General features: G+C 69.3%; 17 protein-coding genes. 14 read left to right on the forward strand and 3 right to left on the reverse strand.

The window, feature by feature from the left end; genetic code table 11:
* The first annotated feature begins 5 nt into the window (after positions 1 to 5).
* The 7 genes from NVV99_RS15330 (at position 6) to tsaD (ending at position 6,565) form a co-directional block, all read left to right on the forward strand.
* Complete coding sequence (locus tag NVV99_RS15330; RefSeq protein ID WP_024101598.1) at positions 6 to 1,457, forward strand: bifunctional ADP-dependent NAD(P)H-hydrate dehydratase/NAD(P)H-hydrate epimerase; 1,452 nt, start codon at positions 6 to 8, stop codon at positions 1,455 to 1,457.
* Positions 1,458 to 1,515: 58 nt separating this feature from the next.
* On the forward strand, positions 1,516 to 2,688 hold the full coding sequence (alr, locus tag NVV99_RS15335) for an alanine racemase (protein WP_024101597.1): 1,173 nt from the start codon (positions 1,516 to 1,518) through the stop codon (positions 2,686 to 2,688).
* Positions 2,689 to 2,692: 4 nt separating this feature from the next.
* Positions 2,693 to 3,751, forward strand: coding sequence for an alpha/beta fold hydrolase (locus NVV99_RS15340; protein ID WP_024101596.1), 1,059 nt, complete (start codon positions 2,693 to 2,695; stop codon positions 3,749 to 3,751).
* A 22-nt stretch (positions 3,752 to 3,773) separates the two neighbouring features.
* A complete protein-coding gene (tsaE, locus tag NVV99_RS15345) occupies positions 3,774 to 4,232 on the forward strand; it encodes a tRNA (adenosine(37)-N6)-threonylcarbamoyltransferase complex ATPase subunit type 1 TsaE (RefSeq protein WP_041803419.1) in 459 nt (152 codons plus the stop codon).
* Between the two features lie 79 nt (positions 4,233 to 4,311).
* A complete protein-coding gene (gene tsaB, locus NVV99_RS15350) occupies positions 4,312 to 4,980 on the forward strand; it encodes a tRNA (adenosine(37)-N6)-threonylcarbamoyltransferase complex dimerization subunit type 1 TsaB (protein ID WP_024101594.1) in 669 nt (222 codons plus the stop codon).
* Positions 4,977 to 5,492, forward strand: coding sequence for a ribosomal protein S18-alanine N-acetyltransferase (gene rimI, locus NVV99_RS15355; RefSeq protein WP_051424839.1), 516 nt, complete (start codon positions 4,977 to 4,979; stop codon positions 5,490 to 5,492). The genes tsaB and rimI overlap by 4 nt, the downstream gene beginning before the upstream one ends.
* 44 nt (positions 5,493 to 5,536) lie before the next feature.
* Positions 5,537 to 6,565: a tRNA (adenosine(37)-N6)-threonylcarbamoyltransferase complex transferase subunit TsaD gene (tsaD, locus tag NVV99_RS15360; RefSeq protein ID WP_041803781.1), complete on the forward strand. Its 1,029-nt coding sequence runs from the start codon at positions 5,537 to 5,539 to the stop codon at positions 6,563 to 6,565.
* 40 nt (positions 6,566 to 6,605) lie between these two features.
* Here the strand turns inward: tsaD and NVV99_RS15365 are convergent, their stop codons facing one another.
* Positions 6,606 to 8,327: an Hsp70 family protein gene (locus NVV99_RS15365; protein WP_024101591.1), complete on the reverse strand. Its 1,722-nt coding sequence runs from the start codon at positions 8,325 to 8,327 to the stop codon at positions 6,606 to 6,608.
* A gap of 311 nt (positions 8,328 to 8,638) precedes the next feature.
* On the opposite strand from NVV99_RS15365, the gene groES reads away from it, so the two are divergent.
* Both groES and groL read left to right on the forward strand, forming a co-directional pair.
* Complete coding sequence (groES, locus tag NVV99_RS15370; RefSeq protein WP_006550071.1) at positions 8,639 to 8,941, forward strand: co-chaperone GroES; 303 nt, start codon at positions 8,639 to 8,641, stop codon at positions 8,939 to 8,941.
* Positions 8,942 to 9,028: 87 nt separating this feature from the next.
* On the forward strand, positions 9,029 to 10,639 hold the full coding sequence (gene groL, locus NVV99_RS15375) for a chaperonin GroEL (RefSeq protein ID WP_006550072.1): 1,611 nt from the start codon (positions 9,029 to 9,031) through the stop codon (positions 10,637 to 10,639).
* A 259-nt stretch (positions 10,640 to 10,898) separates the two neighbouring features.
* Here groL and NVV99_RS15380 read toward each other — a convergent pair whose 3' ends face one another.
* Complete coding sequence (locus NVV99_RS15380) at positions 10,899 to 11,192, reverse strand: WhiB family transcriptional regulator (RefSeq protein WP_006550073.1); 294 nt, start codon at positions 11,190 to 11,192, stop codon at positions 10,899 to 10,901.
* Between the two features lie 525 nt (positions 11,193 to 11,717).
* Between NVV99_RS15380 and NVV99_RS15385 the strand changes: the two genes are divergently transcribed.
* The 3 genes from NVV99_RS15385 to NVV99_RS15395 all read left to right on the forward strand — a co-directional run bounded on the left by NVV99_RS15385 (position 11,718) and on the right by NVV99_RS15395 (position 14,431).
* A complete protein-coding gene (locus NVV99_RS15385; protein ID WP_024101590.1) occupies positions 11,718 to 12,662 on the forward strand; it encodes a hypothetical protein in 945 nt (314 codons plus the stop codon).
* Between the two features lie 127 nt (positions 12,663 to 12,789).
* Complete coding sequence (locus NVV99_RS15390) at positions 12,790 to 13,368, forward strand: sigma-70 family RNA polymerase sigma factor (protein WP_019288580.1); 579 nt, start codon at positions 12,790 to 12,792, stop codon at positions 13,366 to 13,368.
* A complete protein-coding gene (locus NVV99_RS15395; protein WP_019288579.1) occupies positions 13,361 to 14,431 on the forward strand; it encodes an anti-sigma-D factor RsdA in 1,071 nt (356 codons plus the stop codon). Before NVV99_RS15390 ends, NVV99_RS15395 begins: the two co-directional genes overlap by 8 nt.
* 95 nt (positions 14,432 to 14,526) lie before the next feature.
* On the opposite strand, the gene NVV99_RS15400 is transcribed toward NVV99_RS15395, so the two are convergent.
* The gene (locus NVV99_RS15400; RefSeq protein WP_006550077.1) at positions 14,527 to 14,937 is read right to left on the reverse strand and encodes a DUF5319 domain-containing protein; all 411 of its coding nucleotides are present in this window, start codon (positions 14,935 to 14,937) and stop codon (positions 14,527 to 14,529) included.
* A gap of 259 nt (positions 14,938 to 15,196) precedes the next feature.
* Here NVV99_RS15400 and guaB point away from each other — a divergent pair, with 259 nt between their 5' ends.
* Together guaB and NVV99_RS15410 are read left to right on the forward strand one after the other, a co-directional pair.
* Positions 15,197 to 16,720: an IMP dehydrogenase gene (gene guaB, locus NVV99_RS15405; RefSeq protein ID WP_041803418.1), complete on the forward strand. Its 1,524-nt coding sequence runs from the start codon at positions 15,197 to 15,199 to the stop codon at positions 16,718 to 16,720.
* A 71-nt stretch (positions 16,721 to 16,791) separates the two neighbouring features.
* A complete protein-coding gene (locus NVV99_RS15410; RefSeq protein WP_006550079.1) occupies positions 16,792 to 17,925 on the forward strand; it encodes a GuaB3 family IMP dehydrogenase-related protein in 1,134 nt (377 codons plus the stop codon).
* Positions 17,926 to 18,049 lie beyond the last annotated feature (124 nt).

Below are 18,049 nucleotides of genomic sequence, written 5' to 3' on the forward strand. Positions count from 1 at the left end.
GGACGATGCGCAGTTTTCACCCGTCCGACGTGGTCCGCGCGGCGGAGGCGCCGCTGCTGAAGTCTCTCCCCGAGGGAACCCTCATGCGGCGCGCGGCCTACGGACTCGCGCGGGTCGTGGCTTCCGAACTGCGTGAACGCACCGGTGGGATCGCCGGTCGGCGGGTGAGCCTGCTCGTCGGGTCCGGCGACAACGGCGGCGACGCGCTGTGGGCGGGAACCTTCCTGCGCCGGCGGGGCGTGTCCGTCACTGCACTGCTGCTCGACCCCGACCGGGCGCACCCCGCGGGTCTGCGGGCACTGCGGAAGGCCGGCGGGCGGATCGTCCCGGCGACTCCAGAGCACCTCGGCGACCCGGACCTCGTGCTCGACGGCATCGTCGGCATCTCCGGGCGCGGACCGCTGCGACCGGCGGCGGCCGCGCTCGTGGACGAGATCACCGCGCCGATCATCGCCGTCGACATCCCGAGCGGTGTCGACCCCGATACCGGTGCCGTCGACGGACCGGCGATCACGGCCGCGGTGACCGTCACCTTCGGCGCCTACAAGCCGGTCCATGCACTCGGCGCCACGCGCTGCGGTCGCGTCGAACTCGTCGACATCGGACTCACACTCCCGGAGGCCGGGCTGGTCGCGGCGGAACCGTCCGAGATCGGCGCGATCTGGCCGGTGCCCGGCGCCGAGGACGACAAGTACTCCCAGGGTGTGGTGGGTGTCCGTGCCGGCAGCGCCCGGTATCCGGGGGCGGGTGTGCTGTGCACGGGAGCGGCCGTCGCCGCGACCTCCGGCATGGTGCGCTACGTCGGGTCGGGTGCCTCCGAGGTGCTCGCGCGGTTCCCCGAGGTCGTCGTGTCGCCCTCGGTGGCCGAGACCGGGCGGGTGCAGGCCTGGGTCGTGGGGCCGGGTGCCGGTACCGACGATGAGGCCTGCGCGAACCTGCGCGACATCCTCGCCACCGACCTGCCGGTGCTCGTCGACGCCGACGGACTCACGCTCCTCGCCCGCGAACCCGGTCTCGTGCGGGGCCGGTCCGCGCACACCCTGCTCACCCCGCACGCCGGCGAGTTCGCACGCCTGACCGGGAACCGCCCCGAACCGGACCGGGTCGCGGCGGTACGTTCCCTCGCCGCCGACTGGGGAGTGCACGTGCTGCTCAAGGGGCGCGCGACGCTCGTGGCACGGCCCGACGGGCACGTCTTCGTCAACGATGCGGGCGGTTCGTGGGCGTCGACCGCGGGTGCCGGGGACGTGTTGGCCGGTGTCATCGGGTCGTTGCTCTCGTCGGGCATGCCGGTGGACCTGGCCGCGGCGGCCGGTGCTCGGGCCCACGCCCTCGCCGCGAACCTGGCCGCGCAGGACCCGGAGTCCCCTGGAGCGGCGCCGACCTCGGCGAGCGCGATCCTCTCGCGACTCGGCGACTCGATTCGTCTGCTGCGCACCCACATTGCCGAATCGTGACGTGGTACACGGGGACACGACGTCGGCGTCCGACGGCGCAGTGGCAGGATCGACAGACGTGACCACGACCCAACGCACCCCGCGACCTGCACGTACCGTCCTTCCCCAAGCCGAAGCCCTCATCGATCTCGATGCCGTGGCGGAGAACGTACGAGCGCTCCGGGAGTACGCGGGTCCCGCTGCGGTCATGGCCGTCGTCAAAGCCGACGCCTACAACCACGGGGCCGTGCCGGTCGCGCGTGCCGCGCTCGCCGCAGGCGCCCGCGAACTGGGTGTGACGACGCTCGGCGAGGCCCTCGAACTCCGCGCCGCGGGTATCGAGGCTCCGATCCTGTCGTGGCTGCACACCGCCGACTCCGATTTCGCTCCCGCCGTCGAGGCCGGGATCGAACTGGGCGTGTCCTCGCCGCGGCATCTAGCGGCCGTCGTCGAGGCGGCGCGGCAGGTCGGGGTCACCGCGACCGTCACGGTCAAGGTCGACACCGGCCTCAACCGCAACGGTGTCGCCGTCGACGAGTGGGACGACATGGTGCGCGACCTGGGCCGGGCACAGGCCGAAGGTGTCGTGCGGCTGCGTGGAGCCTTTTCGCACCTCGCCCACGGCGACGAACCCGAGCATCCGGGCAACGCCGAGCAGCGCGACCGGCTGAGCGAGGCCGTCGCGGATCTGCGGCGGCACCATCTGGCTCCCGAAGTGGTGCACCTGTCGAATTCCGCGGCCACCGTCACCCGTCCCGACCTGCGATTCGACATGGTTCGGCCCGGAATTGCGATGTACGGGTTGACACCGATCCCGGAACTCGGCGACCTGGGCTTCCGGCCGGTGATGACCGTGCGGGCGAGGGTGGTGCTGGTGAAGAAGGTGAAGGCGGGAGACGGCGTGTCCTACGGGCACACCTGGACCGCTCCCGCGGATACGACGGTGGCGCTGCTGCCCATGGGATATGCGGACGGAATCCGCCGCAATCTCAGCGGGCGCATCGAGGTGCAGCTCGGCGGGCGCCGGTGCCCGCAGATCGGGCGCGTGTGCATGGATCAGGTCGTCGTCGACCTCGGCCCCGACGGGGCAGGAGTAAGCGAGGGCGACGAGGCGTTGTTCTTCGGTGACGGGCGTCATGGAGAACCGAACGCCCAGGACTGGGCCGACAAGCTGGACACGATCAACTACGAGATCGTGACCGGCATCGGCGGACGGACCGTCCGGACCTATGTCGGAGCGAAGGGAGCGTGACGTCATGTCCCTCGTGAACAGGATGGGACTCCTCGGTGCGAGCCTCGCGACGCTCGCATCGTCGGCGGGACTGTACGCGGTCAAGACCGCGGGCGCGCCCGCCCACGAGATCTATCAGAACGAGGACTTCGACGAGATCCTCCGGCTCCCGCGCCGCATCGTGACCACCGAGGACGGTGTGCCGCTCGTGGTCCGTGAGAGCGGCTCGTCGCTGGCTCCGCTCACGGTCGTGTTCGTCCACGGCTACTGCCTGCGCATGCAGTCCTGGCACATGCAGTACCGACACCTGCGCGAACAGTGGGGACGCGACGTGCGTGCCGTCTTCTACGACCAGCGTGGTCACGGCGAATCCGGTTTCTCCGGTGCCGCGACGTGCACCATCGCGCAGCTCGGCCGTGACCTGGGCCGGGTGATCGACGAGGTCGCGCCTACCGGTCCGGTGGTGGTCGTGGGCCACTCGATGGGCGGCATGACCGCGATCGCCCTCGCCTCCCAGCGACCCGACCTGTTCGGTGAACGCATCGTGGGCGTCGGGCTCCTGGCGACCACCGCGGCAGGTCTGAGCAAGACCGGTATCGGACGCAATCTCGAGAACCCGGTGATCGACGCGTTCCGGTACGCGGCGCGTACCGCACCGGGATTCGTGCAGTTCGCGCGCGGCGCGGCCCGTGCCGTCGTGACGCCGATCCTGCGTGCGGCGTCCTACGGCACGGTCGTGAGCCCCCGCCTGGTGAAGTTGTCCGACCGGATGCTCGACGAGACGTCGGTGCTCACCATCGTCAACTTCCTCCGCACCCTCGAACTGCACGACGAGTCCGCGGCGCTTCCGGTCCTGGGCACCGTGCCCGTGCTGGTGCTGTCCGGCGACGCCGACATGGTCATCCCGTACGCGAGTTCCGAGGCGCTGGCGGAGCAACTGCTCGATGTCGAACTCGAGCGGGTACGTGGTGCCGGGCACCTCGTGCAGCTGGAGTTCCCCGAGGTGGTCGACCGTGCCCTCGATCGTCTGATCCAGCGGAGTTTCACGCAGGGAGTGAACGGAAGGCAGATCGCAATTGGGTGATTCGCAATCGAGTGGGCCGCAGGTGGGGGAGCAGACCATCGAACTGCCGACCGTGGAGGACACCGAGGCGTTCGGGCGCAGGCTTGCAGCCGAGCTGCGGGCCGGCGACCTCGTCGTGCTCGACGGGCCGCTCGGCGCGGGAAAGACGGCACTGACCCGCGGAATCGCCGTCGGCCTCGGGGTGGAGGGACGCGTGACCTCCCCGACCTTCGTCATCGCCCGCGAACACCGTCCCGGTAGTCCGGAGGGACGCGAACCGGTCGGGCTCGTCCACGTCGACGCCTACCGTCTCGGCGACGGACCGAACGCCCTCGACGAACTCGACGCGCTCGACCTCGACACCGACCTGACCGACACCGTCGTGGTGGTCGAATGGGGCGGTGGCTTGGTCGAACAGCTCGCCGAACGGCATCTGAGGGTCCGGCTCCGGCGCGACCCGGGCACCGACGTCCGCCGTGCCTCGTGGGAATGGATCGGCTGAGCCACCGGCAGTCCGCATGCCGGTGGCTTCCGTCACTGCACACCGACCGGGCAGGTCGCGCGGGGTAAGCTGGTACATCGTGCTCGTGCTCGCTGTCGATACCGCCACCCCCGCCGTGACCTCGGGAGTCGTCCGTCTCGACCGCGGTCGGGACGATGCCCGACCCGAGACGGTCGCTGCGCGCGTGCTCGACAATCCGCGAGCGCACGCCGAAGTCCTCACCCCGCAGATCCTCGAATGCCTCGCCGAGGCCGGCGCTGCCCCCACCGATCTCGACGCGATCGTCGTCGGCATCGGACCCGGCCCGTTCACGGGTCTCCGCGTCGGCATGGCCACTGCTGCGTCCTTCGGTGATGCGCTCGGCATCCCCGTGCACGGTGTGTGCAGCCTCGACGCGATCGCCGCGGACGTCCACCGGGAACACGGTACGGACGACGATCTGCTCGTCGTCACCGACGCCCGTCGTCGCGAGATCTACTGGGCACGCTATTCCGGCGGCCGCCGCGTCGAAGGACCCGAGGTGCGCAAGCCCGCCGACGTGCCCCCCGAGCCGTCGGTGCGGGTGGCGGGCTCGTCGTCGCACGTCGCGCTGTTCGACCTTCCGGCGGTGGACGTGCAGACGCCGTCCCCGGCGGGCCTGGTGACAGTCGCGGCCGACGCCCTGCGCGCGGGCGCCGAACCGGAGCCGCTCGTGCCCCTGTACCTGCGCCGCCCCGACGCGGTGGAGACCGCGAATCGCCGAGCATGAACGCCACACCCGAGGAGAATACGGCCGCAGAGAACGCGGTCGTCATCGACGCACTGCGCCCCGAGGATGCACCCCGCTGCGCCGAACTCGAACAGATCCTGTTCCCCGGCGACGACCCGTGGAGCGCCGACGCCTTCCGTTCGGAGCTGGCCTCGCCCCACAACCGCTACTTCGCGGCCCGCGACCCGCAGGGCCGGCTGATCGGTTACGCGGGACTCGCGCGACTCGGTACGGCCATCGAACCCGAATCCGAGGTGCACACCATCGGTGTGGACCCCGTGGCGCGCCGCCGGGGGATCGGCGGAGCCCTCCTGGGGGAGTTGCTGGCCGTCGCCGACCGCTGGGGAGGGCCGGTCTTCCTCGAGGTGCGCACCGACAACGACGCGGCGATCGCCCTGTACCGGCGCGAGGGCTTCGAGATCGTCGGAATTAGGAAGCGTTACTACCAGCCGAGCGGCGCGGACGCGTACACGATGCGTCGTCCGGATCCGCGAGAGGAGTCACCGGCGTGAGCACCACCAGCCCCCGATTCGAGCTGCCCGAGCGCCCCGTCGTGATGGGCATCGAGAGTTCGTGCGACGAGACCGGTGTCGGCATCGTCCGCTGGGTGGGTGACGGCACCCTCGAGCTGATGGCCGACGCCGTGGCGTCGAGCGTGGACGAGCACGCCCGCTTCGGTGGTGTGGTGCCGGAGATCGCATCCCGCGCCCACCTCGAAGCCATGGTGCCGACGATGCGGCGCGCCCTCGACGAGGCCGGGATCGAGAAGCCGGACGCGGTGTGCGTAACCATCGGGCCGGGTCTCGCGGGAGCACTTCTCGTCGGTGTCGCCGCCGCCAAGGCCTACGCGGCAGCGTGGAACGTGCCGTTCTTCGCGATCAACCACCTCGCGGGCCACGTCGCGGTCGACACCCTCGAGCACGGACCGATGCCGCCCTGCGTGGCGCTGCTCGTCTCCGGTGGTCACACCCACCTGCTGCACGTCGAACATCTCGGCAAACCCATCGTCGAACTCGGCACCACCGTCGACGACGCCGCCGGGGAGGCCTTCGACAAGGTCGCGCGACTGCTGGGGCTCGGTTATCCGGGCGGTCCCGAGGTCGACAGGCTGGCCCGCCAGGGCGACCCCTCCGCGGTCGTCTTTCCGCGGGGTATGACCGGTCCGCGCGACGCGCGTCACGACTTCTCGTTCTCCGGTCTCAAGACCGCGGTGGCCCGCTTCGTCGAAGCGAAGGAACGTGAGGGCGAGCCGGTGCCGGTCGCCGATGTCGCCGCGGGCTTCCAGGAGGCGGTGGCGGACGTGCTCACCATGAAAGCTGTGCGGGCCGCCCAGGATCTCGGTGTCGACACGCTCGTCCTCGGTGGTGGAGCGACCGCCAACAGCCGGTTGCGCGCGCTCGCCGAGGAACGGTGCGCTGCCGCCGGTATCACCCTGCGTGTGCCGCGACCGAAGCTGTGCACCGACAACGGCGTCATGATCGCGTCGCTGGGCGCGCATCTCATCGCCGCGGGGGCGCAGCCGTCCTCGCTGGGCGCTGCGACGGATCCGGGCCTGTCGGTGTCGGTGTCGCAGGTCGTCGCCTGACCGTTCCCGACCGATCCGTCGCCCGAGGAGGGCGCTCCGCCTAGGTGGGGGCGATCTCCGAGGTTCCGGATCCGGTGGTGGTCTCCCCGGTGGTCGTGTCGCCCGTCGTGGTCTGTCCGGTGGACGGCACGGTCGTGCTCTCCTCCGTGACGGACGCGATCGTGGAGGACACGTCGGTCGGATATGCGCCGGTGGGCGACGCGGACGGCGTCTCGGTCGGCGATGTGGTCGACGGGGGGGTCGGGCTCACGCCGGTGCTCGGTTCGGTCGTCTCCGGATCGGTGGGCGCAGGGCTCGTCGTCTCCGGCGGCGTGGTCGGCTCGGTGGTGTCGGGAGCCGTCGTGTCCGGAGCTGTGGTGTCCGGAGCGGTCGTGTCCGGAGCCGTGGAGTCCGGATCGGGCCTCGGTGCGGTCTCGGAATCCGGCGACGTGAACGGTCGGTCCGTGTCGGACTCTTCCTCCGCTGTCGACCCGGGTGTCGGCACCTGATCGATCGGCGTGGGTGTCACGGTGGTGCTCGACGACTCGGGCGCGGTGGGCCACGGATCCTGGGTCGACGGAACGGTGTGCTCGACGGTCGGCAACGGCCAGGGAACCGTCGTGGGCGCGGGTGCGTCCTGGGTGCTCCGGGACGTCACGGGTTCGGGCGGCGGGTCGTGGGACGGGACGGCCGACTCGCCGGGACCGGCCTCCTGCGTGGGGACGTCGCCGCTCGTGAAACGCGGCGACACCTGGGCGTCGCTGCTGTCTCGTTCGGTGAAGTGCTGGGTGGCGAAGCCGGCCATGATCGCGCTGAGCACCAGGAGCCCGGCGACCGCACCGGAGACACGACCCGAGGATCGGTTGCCGGTGCGCGACAGGGCACCGACCACGGTGTATCCGACCGAGGACAGGGAATCGGCCGACAGCGCCGCACCGATCGCGGCAGCCGCTCCCGGTTCGGGGACGGTGACGATCTCGCCGTCGAACTCCGCCGAGATCGCCGCGGCGAGGACGGGGGACGCGGCCGCGCCTCCGATGAGGGCCATGGTCTCGGGAACCGGATCGGTGCTCGAGCAGATGCGCCGCGTGAACGCCGCCGCTTCGTCGGCGAGATCGGTCGTCAGTTCGTCCAGTTGCGCTCGGGTGAGGGTGACCGTCGCGTCGGGACCGGCCTCGGCGATGTCGATGCGGGTCGTCGTCGCCGAGGAGAGTGCCTCCTGGGCGCCCTGGCACCGGGCCGCCAGCAGGCCGGGGTCGATCTGCCGCCGGGTGCGCATCCGCTCGGTGGCGTTGCGGACATGATCGAGCACACGTGCGGTCAGGGCGTCGCCGCTGACGGTCTCGGTGCGTGCGGACCGCAGCAGGGTGCCGGTCGCGCGGTCGAGGACGGAGACGGTCGTGCCGGTGGCTCCGATGTCCACGAGCGCGATTGCGCCGGGTTCGCGACGGACCCCCACGGTGTAGAGGTATTCGAGGGCGGCGGTGGTCTCCGCAACGAGGCGGACCATGTGGCCCGTCCGCTCGGCGGCCGTGCGGATCTCGTTCGCCTGTTCCTCGGTGCGGTATGCGACTGTGATGATGTCCGGGCTGTCGGCTCCGCGGGCGGTTCCGCGAGGAGACGTGAGCGAGACGGCGTCGAAGACGAGATCTCCGAGATCGCGCCCGGGCTGCGACTCGGAGGCGAGTCTGCGGAATTCCGTTGCGGGCGCGTGTGCAGCATCGACGCGCAGGGCCGAGCCGACGCCGGAGGCGCCGACGGAGATGCCGAGCGACGTGGGCATTGTTCACCTTCCGTGCGTGATCGACGACCAGGCGTCCAGGGCCTACCTCGGCTGAGGTCACCGAACGATCACGCTCATGGGTTTCCGTTATTCAACCGTAACATGACGTCGGGTTCCACGCAGGTCGGCGTGTTTGCACCCGTTGCCCTTGAGCGCTGGCACTCTCGTGTATAGAGTGCTAGTGACACCGAGCGCCGGCCCGGCACCCGCGACGACGGGACGCGTGCGGAGTCACCGTGATGACTGAACACACCCGTGTCCGAGAACACCGGTTCTCGGACCCCATTACCCCTGAAAGTGGAGGGCTCATCGTGGCGAGCGTGAACATCAAGCCGCTCGAGGACAAGATCCTCGTCCAGGCCAACGAGGCCGAGACGACGACTGCCTCCGGCCTGGTCATCCCGGACACGGCGAAGGAGAAGCCCCAGGAGGGCACCGTCGTCGCCGTCGGCCCCGGCCGCTGGGACGAAGATGGCGACAAGCGCATCCCGCTGGACGTCAAGGAAGGCGACGTCGTCATCTACAGCAAGTACGGCGGAACCGAGATCAAGTACGCCGGCGAGGAGTACCTGATCCTGTCTGCGCGCGACGTCCTGGCTGTCGTCGCCAAGTAGGCCGCTTGCATTCCGCCCCGGTGTCCCGTTTCGGACCCGGGGCGGAATACGTTGGGGAACATCCGAGTCCAGGAGTAGTCGCAGAACATGTCCAAGCAAATCGAGTTCAACGAGACCGCGCGGCGGGCTCTCGAGCGCGGTGTCGACCAGCTGGCCGACGCTGTCAAGGTGACGCTCGGCCCGCGTGGCCGGCACGTCGTGCTCGCCAAGGCCTTCGGTGGTCCCACCGTCACGAACGACGGTGTGAGCATCGCCCGTGAGATCGAGCTGGAGGATCCGTTCGAGAACCTCGGCGCCCAGCTCGTCAAGAGTGTCGCGACCAAGACCAACGATGTCGCGGGTGACGGCACCACCACCGCGACTGTTCTCGCCCAGGCGCTCGTCAAGGCCGGCCTGAAGAACGTTGCCGCAGGCGCCAATCCGATCGCGCTCGGTGCCGGTATCGCCCAGGGTGCGGACAAGGTGAGCGAGGCTCTGCTCGCTGCCGCCACTCCCGTCGAGGGCAAGACCGCCATCGCACAGGTCGCTACCGTGTCCTCGCGCGACGAGGAGATCGGTGAGATGGTCGGCGAGGCGCTGACCCGCGTCGGGAAGAACGGTGTCGTCACCGTCGAGGAATCCTCCACGCTGAGCACCGAACTGGTCGTCACCGAGGGCGTGCAGTTCGACAAGGGCTTCCTGTCGCCCTACTTCATCACGGACATCGACGCGCAGGAAGCCGTCCTCGAGGACGCGCTCGTCCTGCTGTACCGCGAGAAGATCAGCTCGCTTCCCGACTTCCTCCCGCTCCTCGAGAAGATCGCAGAGTCCGGCAAGCCGGTCCTGATCATCGCCGAGGACATCGAGGGCGAGCCGCTGTCGACCCTGGTGGTCAACGCGATCCGCAAGACCCTCAAGGCCGTTGCCGTCAAGGCTCCGTACTTCGGTGATCGCCGGAAGGCCTTCCTCGAAGACCTCGCCGTCGTCACCGCGGGTACGGTCATCAACTCCGATCTGGGTCTGTCCCTCAAGGAGGCCGGACTCGACCTGCTCGGCTCGGCCCGCCGCGTCGTCGTCACGAAGGACAGCACCACGATCGTCGACGGTGCCGGTACCGCCGAGGACATCGAGGCGCGCGCCGCTCAGCTGCGTCGTGAGATCGAGGCCACCGAGTCCGACTGGGACCGCGAAAAGCTCGAAGAGCGCCTCGCGAAGCTCGCCGGTGGCGTCGCCGTCATCCGTGTGGGTGCGGCGACCGAAACGGACCTCAAGGAGCGCAAGTTCCGCGTCGAGGACGCAGTCAACGCCGCGAAGGCGGCCATCGAGGAGGGCATCGTCCCCGGTGGCGGGTCGGCTCTCGTACAGGCCGCACGCTCGCTCGAAGAGCTCCAGGCGTCCCTCTCCGGCGACGCCGCCACGGGCGTCGCCGCGCTGCGCACCGCGCTCACCGCGCCGCTGTACTGGATCGCCACGAACGCCGGCATCGACGGTGCGGTGGTCGTGAGCAAGGTCGAGGAGACGGGTAAGGGCTTCAACGCCGCGACCCTCTCCTACGGCGACCTCGTCGCCGAGGGCGTCGTCGACCCGGTGAAGGTGACGCGTTCCGCCGTCGTCAACGCCGCCTCGGTCGCACGCATGGTGCTCACCACCGAGAGCGCCGTCGTCGACAAGCCGGAGGAAGAGGCCGAGGCCGGGCACGGCCACGGTCACGCGCACTGAGCGACCGGTCAGGGCCGCGGACCCGCCGCCCGGCGGGTCCGTAGGTCGAGCCGGACGTGAAAGTCGTTCCGGACGGCACGAATACAGCGAGGCCCCGCAAGGAATGTTCGCATTCCCTGCGGGGCCTTCGTCGTATCGACGCAACTCCTCCAACCGGCCTCCCGGTCGTACCGTCACGGTCGTGTTGACATGGTCACGACCGTGACGGTGTTGACATGGTCACGACCGTGACGGTGTCGTCACGGGGCGGGTGACCGCCTCACACAGCGACCTTCCGCCGTCGTTGCCTCGTGTACATCTCCCGCTCGGTCTCCGACATGCCGCCCCAGATGCCGTACGGCTCGGCGACGGCGAGGGCGTGGTCGCGGCAACGGGCCAGCACGGGGCAGGTGCGGCACAGCTCCTTCGCGCGGTTCTCCCGCTGGGCGCGGGCACGACCGCGCTCTCCGTCGGGGTGGAAGAACACCGAGGAGTCCACACCACGACACTTACCGTGCATCTGCCAATCCCAGAGGTCCGCGTTGGGGCCGGGCAGTGTGTGTGGTGCGGGCATGTGGCACTCCTTTGCAGCAAGCTCGCGTGAATTGTGCGAGCGGACCGTGGACACATCGGGATTCCCGCTGTGATCCGAATCAAACAAACTCACCGTAGGATCTGTATCGATTCGTCGTCAATGTTTTCGATGAGTGGGATAGTCCATAACCGAACAGCCAAGATTTAACCGCGGAAATATTTACTTTCGTGAGGAGTCGTGCCTGTGCGCTGCGGGCGGGGGTGATCCGGGGTATCTTATGCTCCCGATGTGGGTAAAAAGCCCCTTACTCGCTGGTAACCCGGCCTTTCGGCGGCTGGATGCGGACTCCGACTCGGCCTCGGGGGTTGGGGGCGGCACCATACATGCACCACGCATGTTTTAACTCGATGTTTAACAAAATGTTCGGAAATGTCTTCTGTGCATCCCTGCGTTCCAATCATCGAGACTATTTGCGCTCGCGGTGATAATTTCTCTCCGACAAATGCCCGGCGTCGGCCCGGAGCCCCGCGTATCGTCGGTATCCGCTGGTGCGATGATTCCGCGATGGCACATTCCGACGCCCGCCGGCACACGGCACCGACACCGTCCGACCGCCACGCGATCCTGGTCGCCGCGGCCTTCGGCTCGTCCCCGGGGGCACATCCGCTCCCTGCGGCGCACGGACCCGAACAGAACTGGTTGCGGGCCGTCGCGCTCGGTGGGCAGGGACGTTACGCCGCCGCGCGGGCCGAGCTGGCCCGAGTGCGTGGAACCGGAGGAGTGTGGTCGTCGTTCGGAGCGAGCACCGAGGCCTCCCTTCTCCGTCAGTTGGGCGGACATCGCGCGGCCGCCGTCCTGGACGGACGTGCTCTCGCGGAGGCGGGGTCGCTGCGAACCAGCTCCGGGAGCACTGTCGCCGCACGGCGCGACGTCGGCACTGTCGCCGCACGGCGCGACGTCGGCACTGTCGCCGCACGGCGCGACGTCGATGTTGTCGCTGCATGGTGTGACGCCGCCACGGGGTTGGCGGCCGATGCGCTCGGGCGGGGCCGTCTCGCGGTGTGCGGGTCGCTGCTCGACCGATGCGCAGCCGCTCTCGACGCTGCCGAATCGGAAGCGGGGGAGAAGGCCTTCGTGCGACAGCGGATCCGTCTCGCATGGGTCGGGGCCGAATCCGCTCTCGCGGCAGGCGACTTCACCCGTGCGCGCAGCCGGGCGGACCGCGCGGTGGAACTTGCGGACGGATTCGGATCGATCCGGCACTCCGTGAAGTCGGACCTCGTTCGGTCGGCCTCTTTGACCGGACTGCCCGACCATGGTCCGGCTATGGATCTGGCCGCCGACGTCCTCGCGCGCGCGGAGGAACACGAACTCATTCCGTTGCAATGGGCCGCGGCGATGCTCCTCGACGGGCTGGGGGCAGGGAGAGACGCGGGTCGCGTCCGTGACTTCTGCGCGACCGTGATCAGGGGGCGTGGGGGTCGCTTCGTGACCTTGTCTGCCTGCTGAGTTCCATTCGCGCGCGGGGGGTGACCGGACCGGTCGGTCGTTGTAGTTACTCTGGGGGTGTTCCACGGTCAGGTGGAAGCCCGCCCGGGGGGTGGTGCCGTCTGTAACGCCAGGACTTGCGCAATCGATGACTGTTATGGGTGAGGAGTTGGACTCCGCGGTTGCTGCGGCTGCGCAAGGCGACCGGGCGGCTCTCGCTCAGGTTCTTGCAAGTGTCCGGCCCCTCGTCGTGCGGTACTGCCGCGCACGGGTCGGATCTGCAGAGCGCGGCCAGCTCTCTGCAGACGACGTTGCACAGGAGGTGTGCCTGGCCGTGATGACCGCTTTGCCGAGATATCAGGACCAAGGCCGCCCCTTCATGGCGTTCGTGTACGGGATCGCTGCTCACAAGGTCGCCGACGCGCACCGCAGTGCGGCGCGCAACCGCGCGGAACCCGTGGCGGATGTGCCGGAGGTGATGTCGCTCGACGACAGCCCCGAGGAATACGCGATCAACTCCGAGGCGGGCCGGCAGATGAAGCAGCTGCTGGGCATCCTCCCGGAGAAGCAGCGCGAGATCCTCATCCTCCGTCTCGTCATGGGATTGTCGGCCGAGGAGACGGCCGCAGCAGTGGGTAGTACTGCAGGAGCGATCAGGGTGGCCCAGCACCGGGCCATCGCGAGACTCAAGAAGGAAGTCACGAGAGCAGGTGAGCGGAATGGGTAGGGGGCGTTTCTCGGGCGACGGCTTCGACGACGAGTTTCCCGACGACGAAACCTCCGTGGACCTCGCCGCCGTGCGTCGTGACGACGCGCTGATCGATGCGATCTCCGGTAACGGGCTCGTCGAGACGAAGGACAACGAGGAGTACGAACTCGCCACTCTGCTCGCCGACTGGCGTGCAGAGATCCTCGCCGAACCGATGCCCGCCGGCCCCGACCTCGACGAAGTGGTCGCCGCCGTCCACCGGGAACTGGGAACACGGGAAACGCTCGCTCGGGCCCCGGAGGTCACCCCTCTGCGCCCGAGATCGAAGGGGCAACTCCGGTTGCTCCGTCCGCTCGCAGGTGCAGCAGCGCTCGTCGCCATCGCCGTCGGCAGCGCGACCGCCGTGTCCTACGGCGCCGAGCCCGGCGACCCGTTGTGGGGCGTCAAGCAGGTCGTGTTCAGTGAGCAGGCGCAATCCACCGAGGCCCGGATCGACACCACATCGACCCTGGAGCGTGCCGAACAACTCATCGCCGAGGGCAACACGGAGGAAGCACGCGAGTTGCTGACGTCCGCGGAGTCCCGTTCGGGCGACGTCCGGGACGCGGAGGAGCGCGATGCGCTCGGCGACTGGGTGCAACGCCTCGCCGAGGAACTCGGCCGGTTGGTGCCGCAGGTGCCTCCGCCGCCGGCAGCGCCGGTGGCACCCGAGGTGCCGGTGGTTCCCGGTGCCGTCGTGCCCCCGCCGGTCACGACGCCCGGCACGGATGGGCAGCAGCCTGCCCCGACGACCGGTGCGGAAACCGGCACGACCGTGCCGCCCACTTCCACGACGGTGGATCCGACCATCCTGCAAGCGCCGCCGCCTCCGGTTTCGAACACCACGACGCCGTCGCAGACCGCGCCACCGCCCCCGTCGAGCACGCCGGGTCCGTCGGTGCCCAGCGAGGCTCCTCCGTCGACCTCGGCTTCTTCCCCGACTCCCGCTCCGACGACGACGGCATCGTCGCCGCGGTCGACGCAGGACGGACCGGGAGCAGATTTCGCTCCGGGGTCCGTGACCACTTCGGAAGGCGGCTAGAAGTACAGAACGACCCGGGCCCGGCAGCATGTGCTGTCGGGCCCGGGTCGTTCGTGGAAGTGACGTGATGCGTGGTCCGCGTGGGGAACAGTCGGTCAGGAATCCAGACCGTAGGGGTCGACGGGAAGAGCCTCGTTCATGGACGCGTCCGCGTAGCCGCGGCAGTAGTCCCAAGTGACGTAGGCGTCGGGGGACGGATCGAAGGCCGGCTCGTGCGGTCTGACGGTGCCGTCGACGAGCAGCTGCAGCAGGTTCGCCCGCAGCATGTCCCAGTCGTGGTAGTGGTCCTGGTGGCAGTCCTCGCAGCACACCACGAGTCCGCGGACGCCGCGGGGAGCCAACAGCGCCTCGTAGACGGCCAGGTCTGCGAGGTCCTCTTCCACCGCGAGCCGCTCCGCAGGATCCAGGGGCTGGCCCGGCTCGATCGCGTCCAGTGCTGCGGACGGATCGTCGGGGTCTCCTGCGAACGGGTCCGGTGGGAGTCCGGGAGGCAACTGATCACGCACGACTCCACGGTACGCAGACCGAGGGGGTCTGCGCCAGCGGTCGCCAGGGGACACGCCGTGAAATCACACGGGGTGATGTGACGAACATCGGGGAACAGGGTGGGAGCCGAGCTTGTTCCCCGAACAGATAACATGAAGGGGTGCGTGCCGCTCTCCAACCGCCCGTCGGTGCGACGAGCGCGCACAGCCTTCATTCATTCCTGCTGTCGGACGGTTCTGCCGTCCGCTCCCATCGACTGTCACGGAGGGTCCGAACCGCATGAGTAGTACCGGAGGGCGCGTGCACACCGGCGGTGACGACCCGAACAAGGTCGCAATGCTGGGTCTGACCTTCGACGACGTGCTGCTGCTTCCCGCGGCTTCCGACGTCGTCCCGAGTCAGGTCGACACGTCGAGTCAGCTCACCCGCGAGATCCGCCTGCGGATCCCGCTGGTCAGCTCCGCGATGGACACCGTCACCGAGTCCCGCATGGCCATCGCGATGGCCCGGGCCGGTGGTATGGGTGTGTTGCACCGCAACATGCCCACCGAGGTGCAGGCCGCGCAGGTCGAGACCGTCAAGCGGTCGGAGGCCGGCATGGTCACCGATCCCGTCACCTGCAAGCCGACCGACACGCTGGCCGAGGTCGACGCGAAGTGCGCGCGATTCCGCATCTCGGGTCTGCCGGTCACCGACGACGAGGGTCAGCTCGTCGGCATCATCACCAACCGCGACATGCGCTTCGAGGTCGACCAGAACCGCCCGGTCGCCGAGGTCATGACGAAGGCTCCGCTGGTCACGGCCCGCGAAGGCGTCACCGCTGAGGCCGCGCTCGGTCTCCTGCGTCGCCACAAGATCGAGAAGCTGCCGATCGTCGACGGTCAGGGCAAGCTCACCGGCCTGATCACCGTCAAGGACTTCGTCAAGACCGAGCAGCACCCCAACGCCACGAAGGACCGCGACGGCCGTCTGCTCGTCGGTGCCGCCGTGGGCGTCGGCGACGACTCCTGGACCCGCGCCATGACGCTGGTCGATGCCGGAGCCGACGTTCTCGTCGTCGACAGCGCCCACGGCCACTCGGCCAACGTGCTGGCGATGATCTCGAAGCTCAAGAGCGAGGTCGGCGACCGCGTGCAGATCATCGGTGGCAACGTCGCGACCCGCGAGGGCACCGAGGCGCTCATCAACGCCGGCGTCGACGCGGTCAAGGTCGGTATCGGCCCCGGCTCGATCTGCACCACGCGTGTCGTCGCGGGTGTCGGCGCGCCGCAGATCACGGCGATCCTCGAGGCGTCCACGGTGGCGCGCGCCCACGGCGTGCCGGTCATCGCCGACGGCGGTATGCAGTTCTCCGGCGACGTCGCCAAGGCTCTGGCGGCCGGTGCGTCCACCGCGATGCTCGGTTCGCTGCTCGCCGGCACCACGGAGTCCCCGGGTGAGCTGATCCTGGTGAACGGCAAGCAGTTCAAGAGTTACCGCGGCATGGGCTCGCTGGGCGCGATGCAGAGCCGCGGCGAGGCCAAGTCGTACTCGAAGGACCGCTACTTCCAGGACGACGTGCTCTCCGAGGACAAGCTCGTGCCCGAGGGCATCGAGGGACGCGTGCCGTTCCGCGGCCCGCTGCAGCAGGTCACGCACCAGCTCATCGGTGGCCTGCGCGCAGCGATGGGTTACGCCGGTGCGACGACGATCGAGCAACTGCAGGAGGCGCAGTTCGTGCAGATCACCGCCGCCGGCCTCAAGGAGAGCCACCCGCACGACATCACGATCACTGCCGAGGCACCGAACTACGTGGTCCGGTAGTTTTCGCGTTCGCAGCAGGGTCCCGTTCCGATTAGGACGGGAGCATCGTCCAAGAGGAGAAAGGGGCGCGCGTGCGCGACCTCGTTGAAATCGGCATGGGTCGCACGGCCCGACGTACGTACGAGCTGGGCGACGTCGACATCGTCCCGTCGCGCCGGACGCGGTCGTCGAAGGAGGTGTCGACGGCCTGGCAGATCGACGCCTACCGTTTCGACATCCCGGTGCTGGCGCACCCCACCGACGCGCTGGTGTCGCCCACCTTCGCGATCGAGCTGGGCAAGGCCGGCGGTCTCGGTGTCATCAACGGCGAGGGCCTGTGGGGTCGTCATGCCGATGTCGACGCCGTCGTCACCCGTCTCGCGGAGATCGCGAGCACGGATCCGCGCGCAGCCGTCCGTTACCTGCAGGAACTGCACATGGCTCCGCTGCAGGGCGATCTGCTGGCCGCGGCCGTCGCGCAGGTGCGGGATGCCGGGGTGACCACCGCGGTCCGCGTCAGCCCGCAGAATGCGCGCGCCCTCACGCCCGAGCTCGTGAAGGCGGGCATCGATCTCCTCGTCGTCCAGGGCACCATCATCTCGGCCGAGCATGTGGCCCACGGTGAGGACGAGCCGCTGAACCTCAAGACGTTCATCTCGGAGCTCGACGTGCCGGTCATCGCCGGTGGTGTCAGCGACCACCGCACCGCGCTGCATCTGATGCGCACGGGTGCGGCCGGTGTCATCGTCGGCTTCGGCTCCACGAAGCAGGCGACCACCACGTCCTCCTCGCTCGGTATCGGCATCCCGATGGCCACGGCCATCGCCGACGCCGCTGCGGCCCGGCGCGACTACCTCGACGAGACCGGGGGCCGTTACGTCCACGTGCTCGCCGACGGCGACATCGAGAACGCCGGCGACCTCGCGAAGGCGATCGCGTGCGGCGCCGACGCGGTGGTGCTCGGCGCGCCCCTGGCTCTCGCCGAGGAGGCCGCGGGTAAGGGCTGGTACTGGCCGTCCGTGGCCGGGCATCCGTCGATGCCGCGCGGCGCTGCGGTCCGGGTCGCCGAGGACGGGCGACCGGGCCTCGGCCGGGTGCTGTTCGGCCCGTCCGATGACCCCTCCGGTTCGCTCAATCTTGTGGGCGGCCTGCGTCGATCGATGGCGAAGGCCGGATACTCCGATCTGAAGGAATTCCAGAAGGTCGGTCTGTCGGTCCGCGGATAAGGACCTTCCCGGTACATCCCGATGGCCGGTCACAGCGTCGCAGGACGCGGTGACCGGCCATCGATTTTTCTCACACTTCGTTTTCGTGCAACTCCACGTAACGGGTAGAGTTGGGGCTGTGCCT

Origin of the sequence: Rhodococcus sp. PAE-6 (assembly GCF_025290685.1) — a bacterium.
GTDB lineage: Bacteria > Actinomycetota > Actinomycetes > Mycobacteriales > Mycobacteriaceae > Rhodococcus > Rhodococcus pyridinivorans.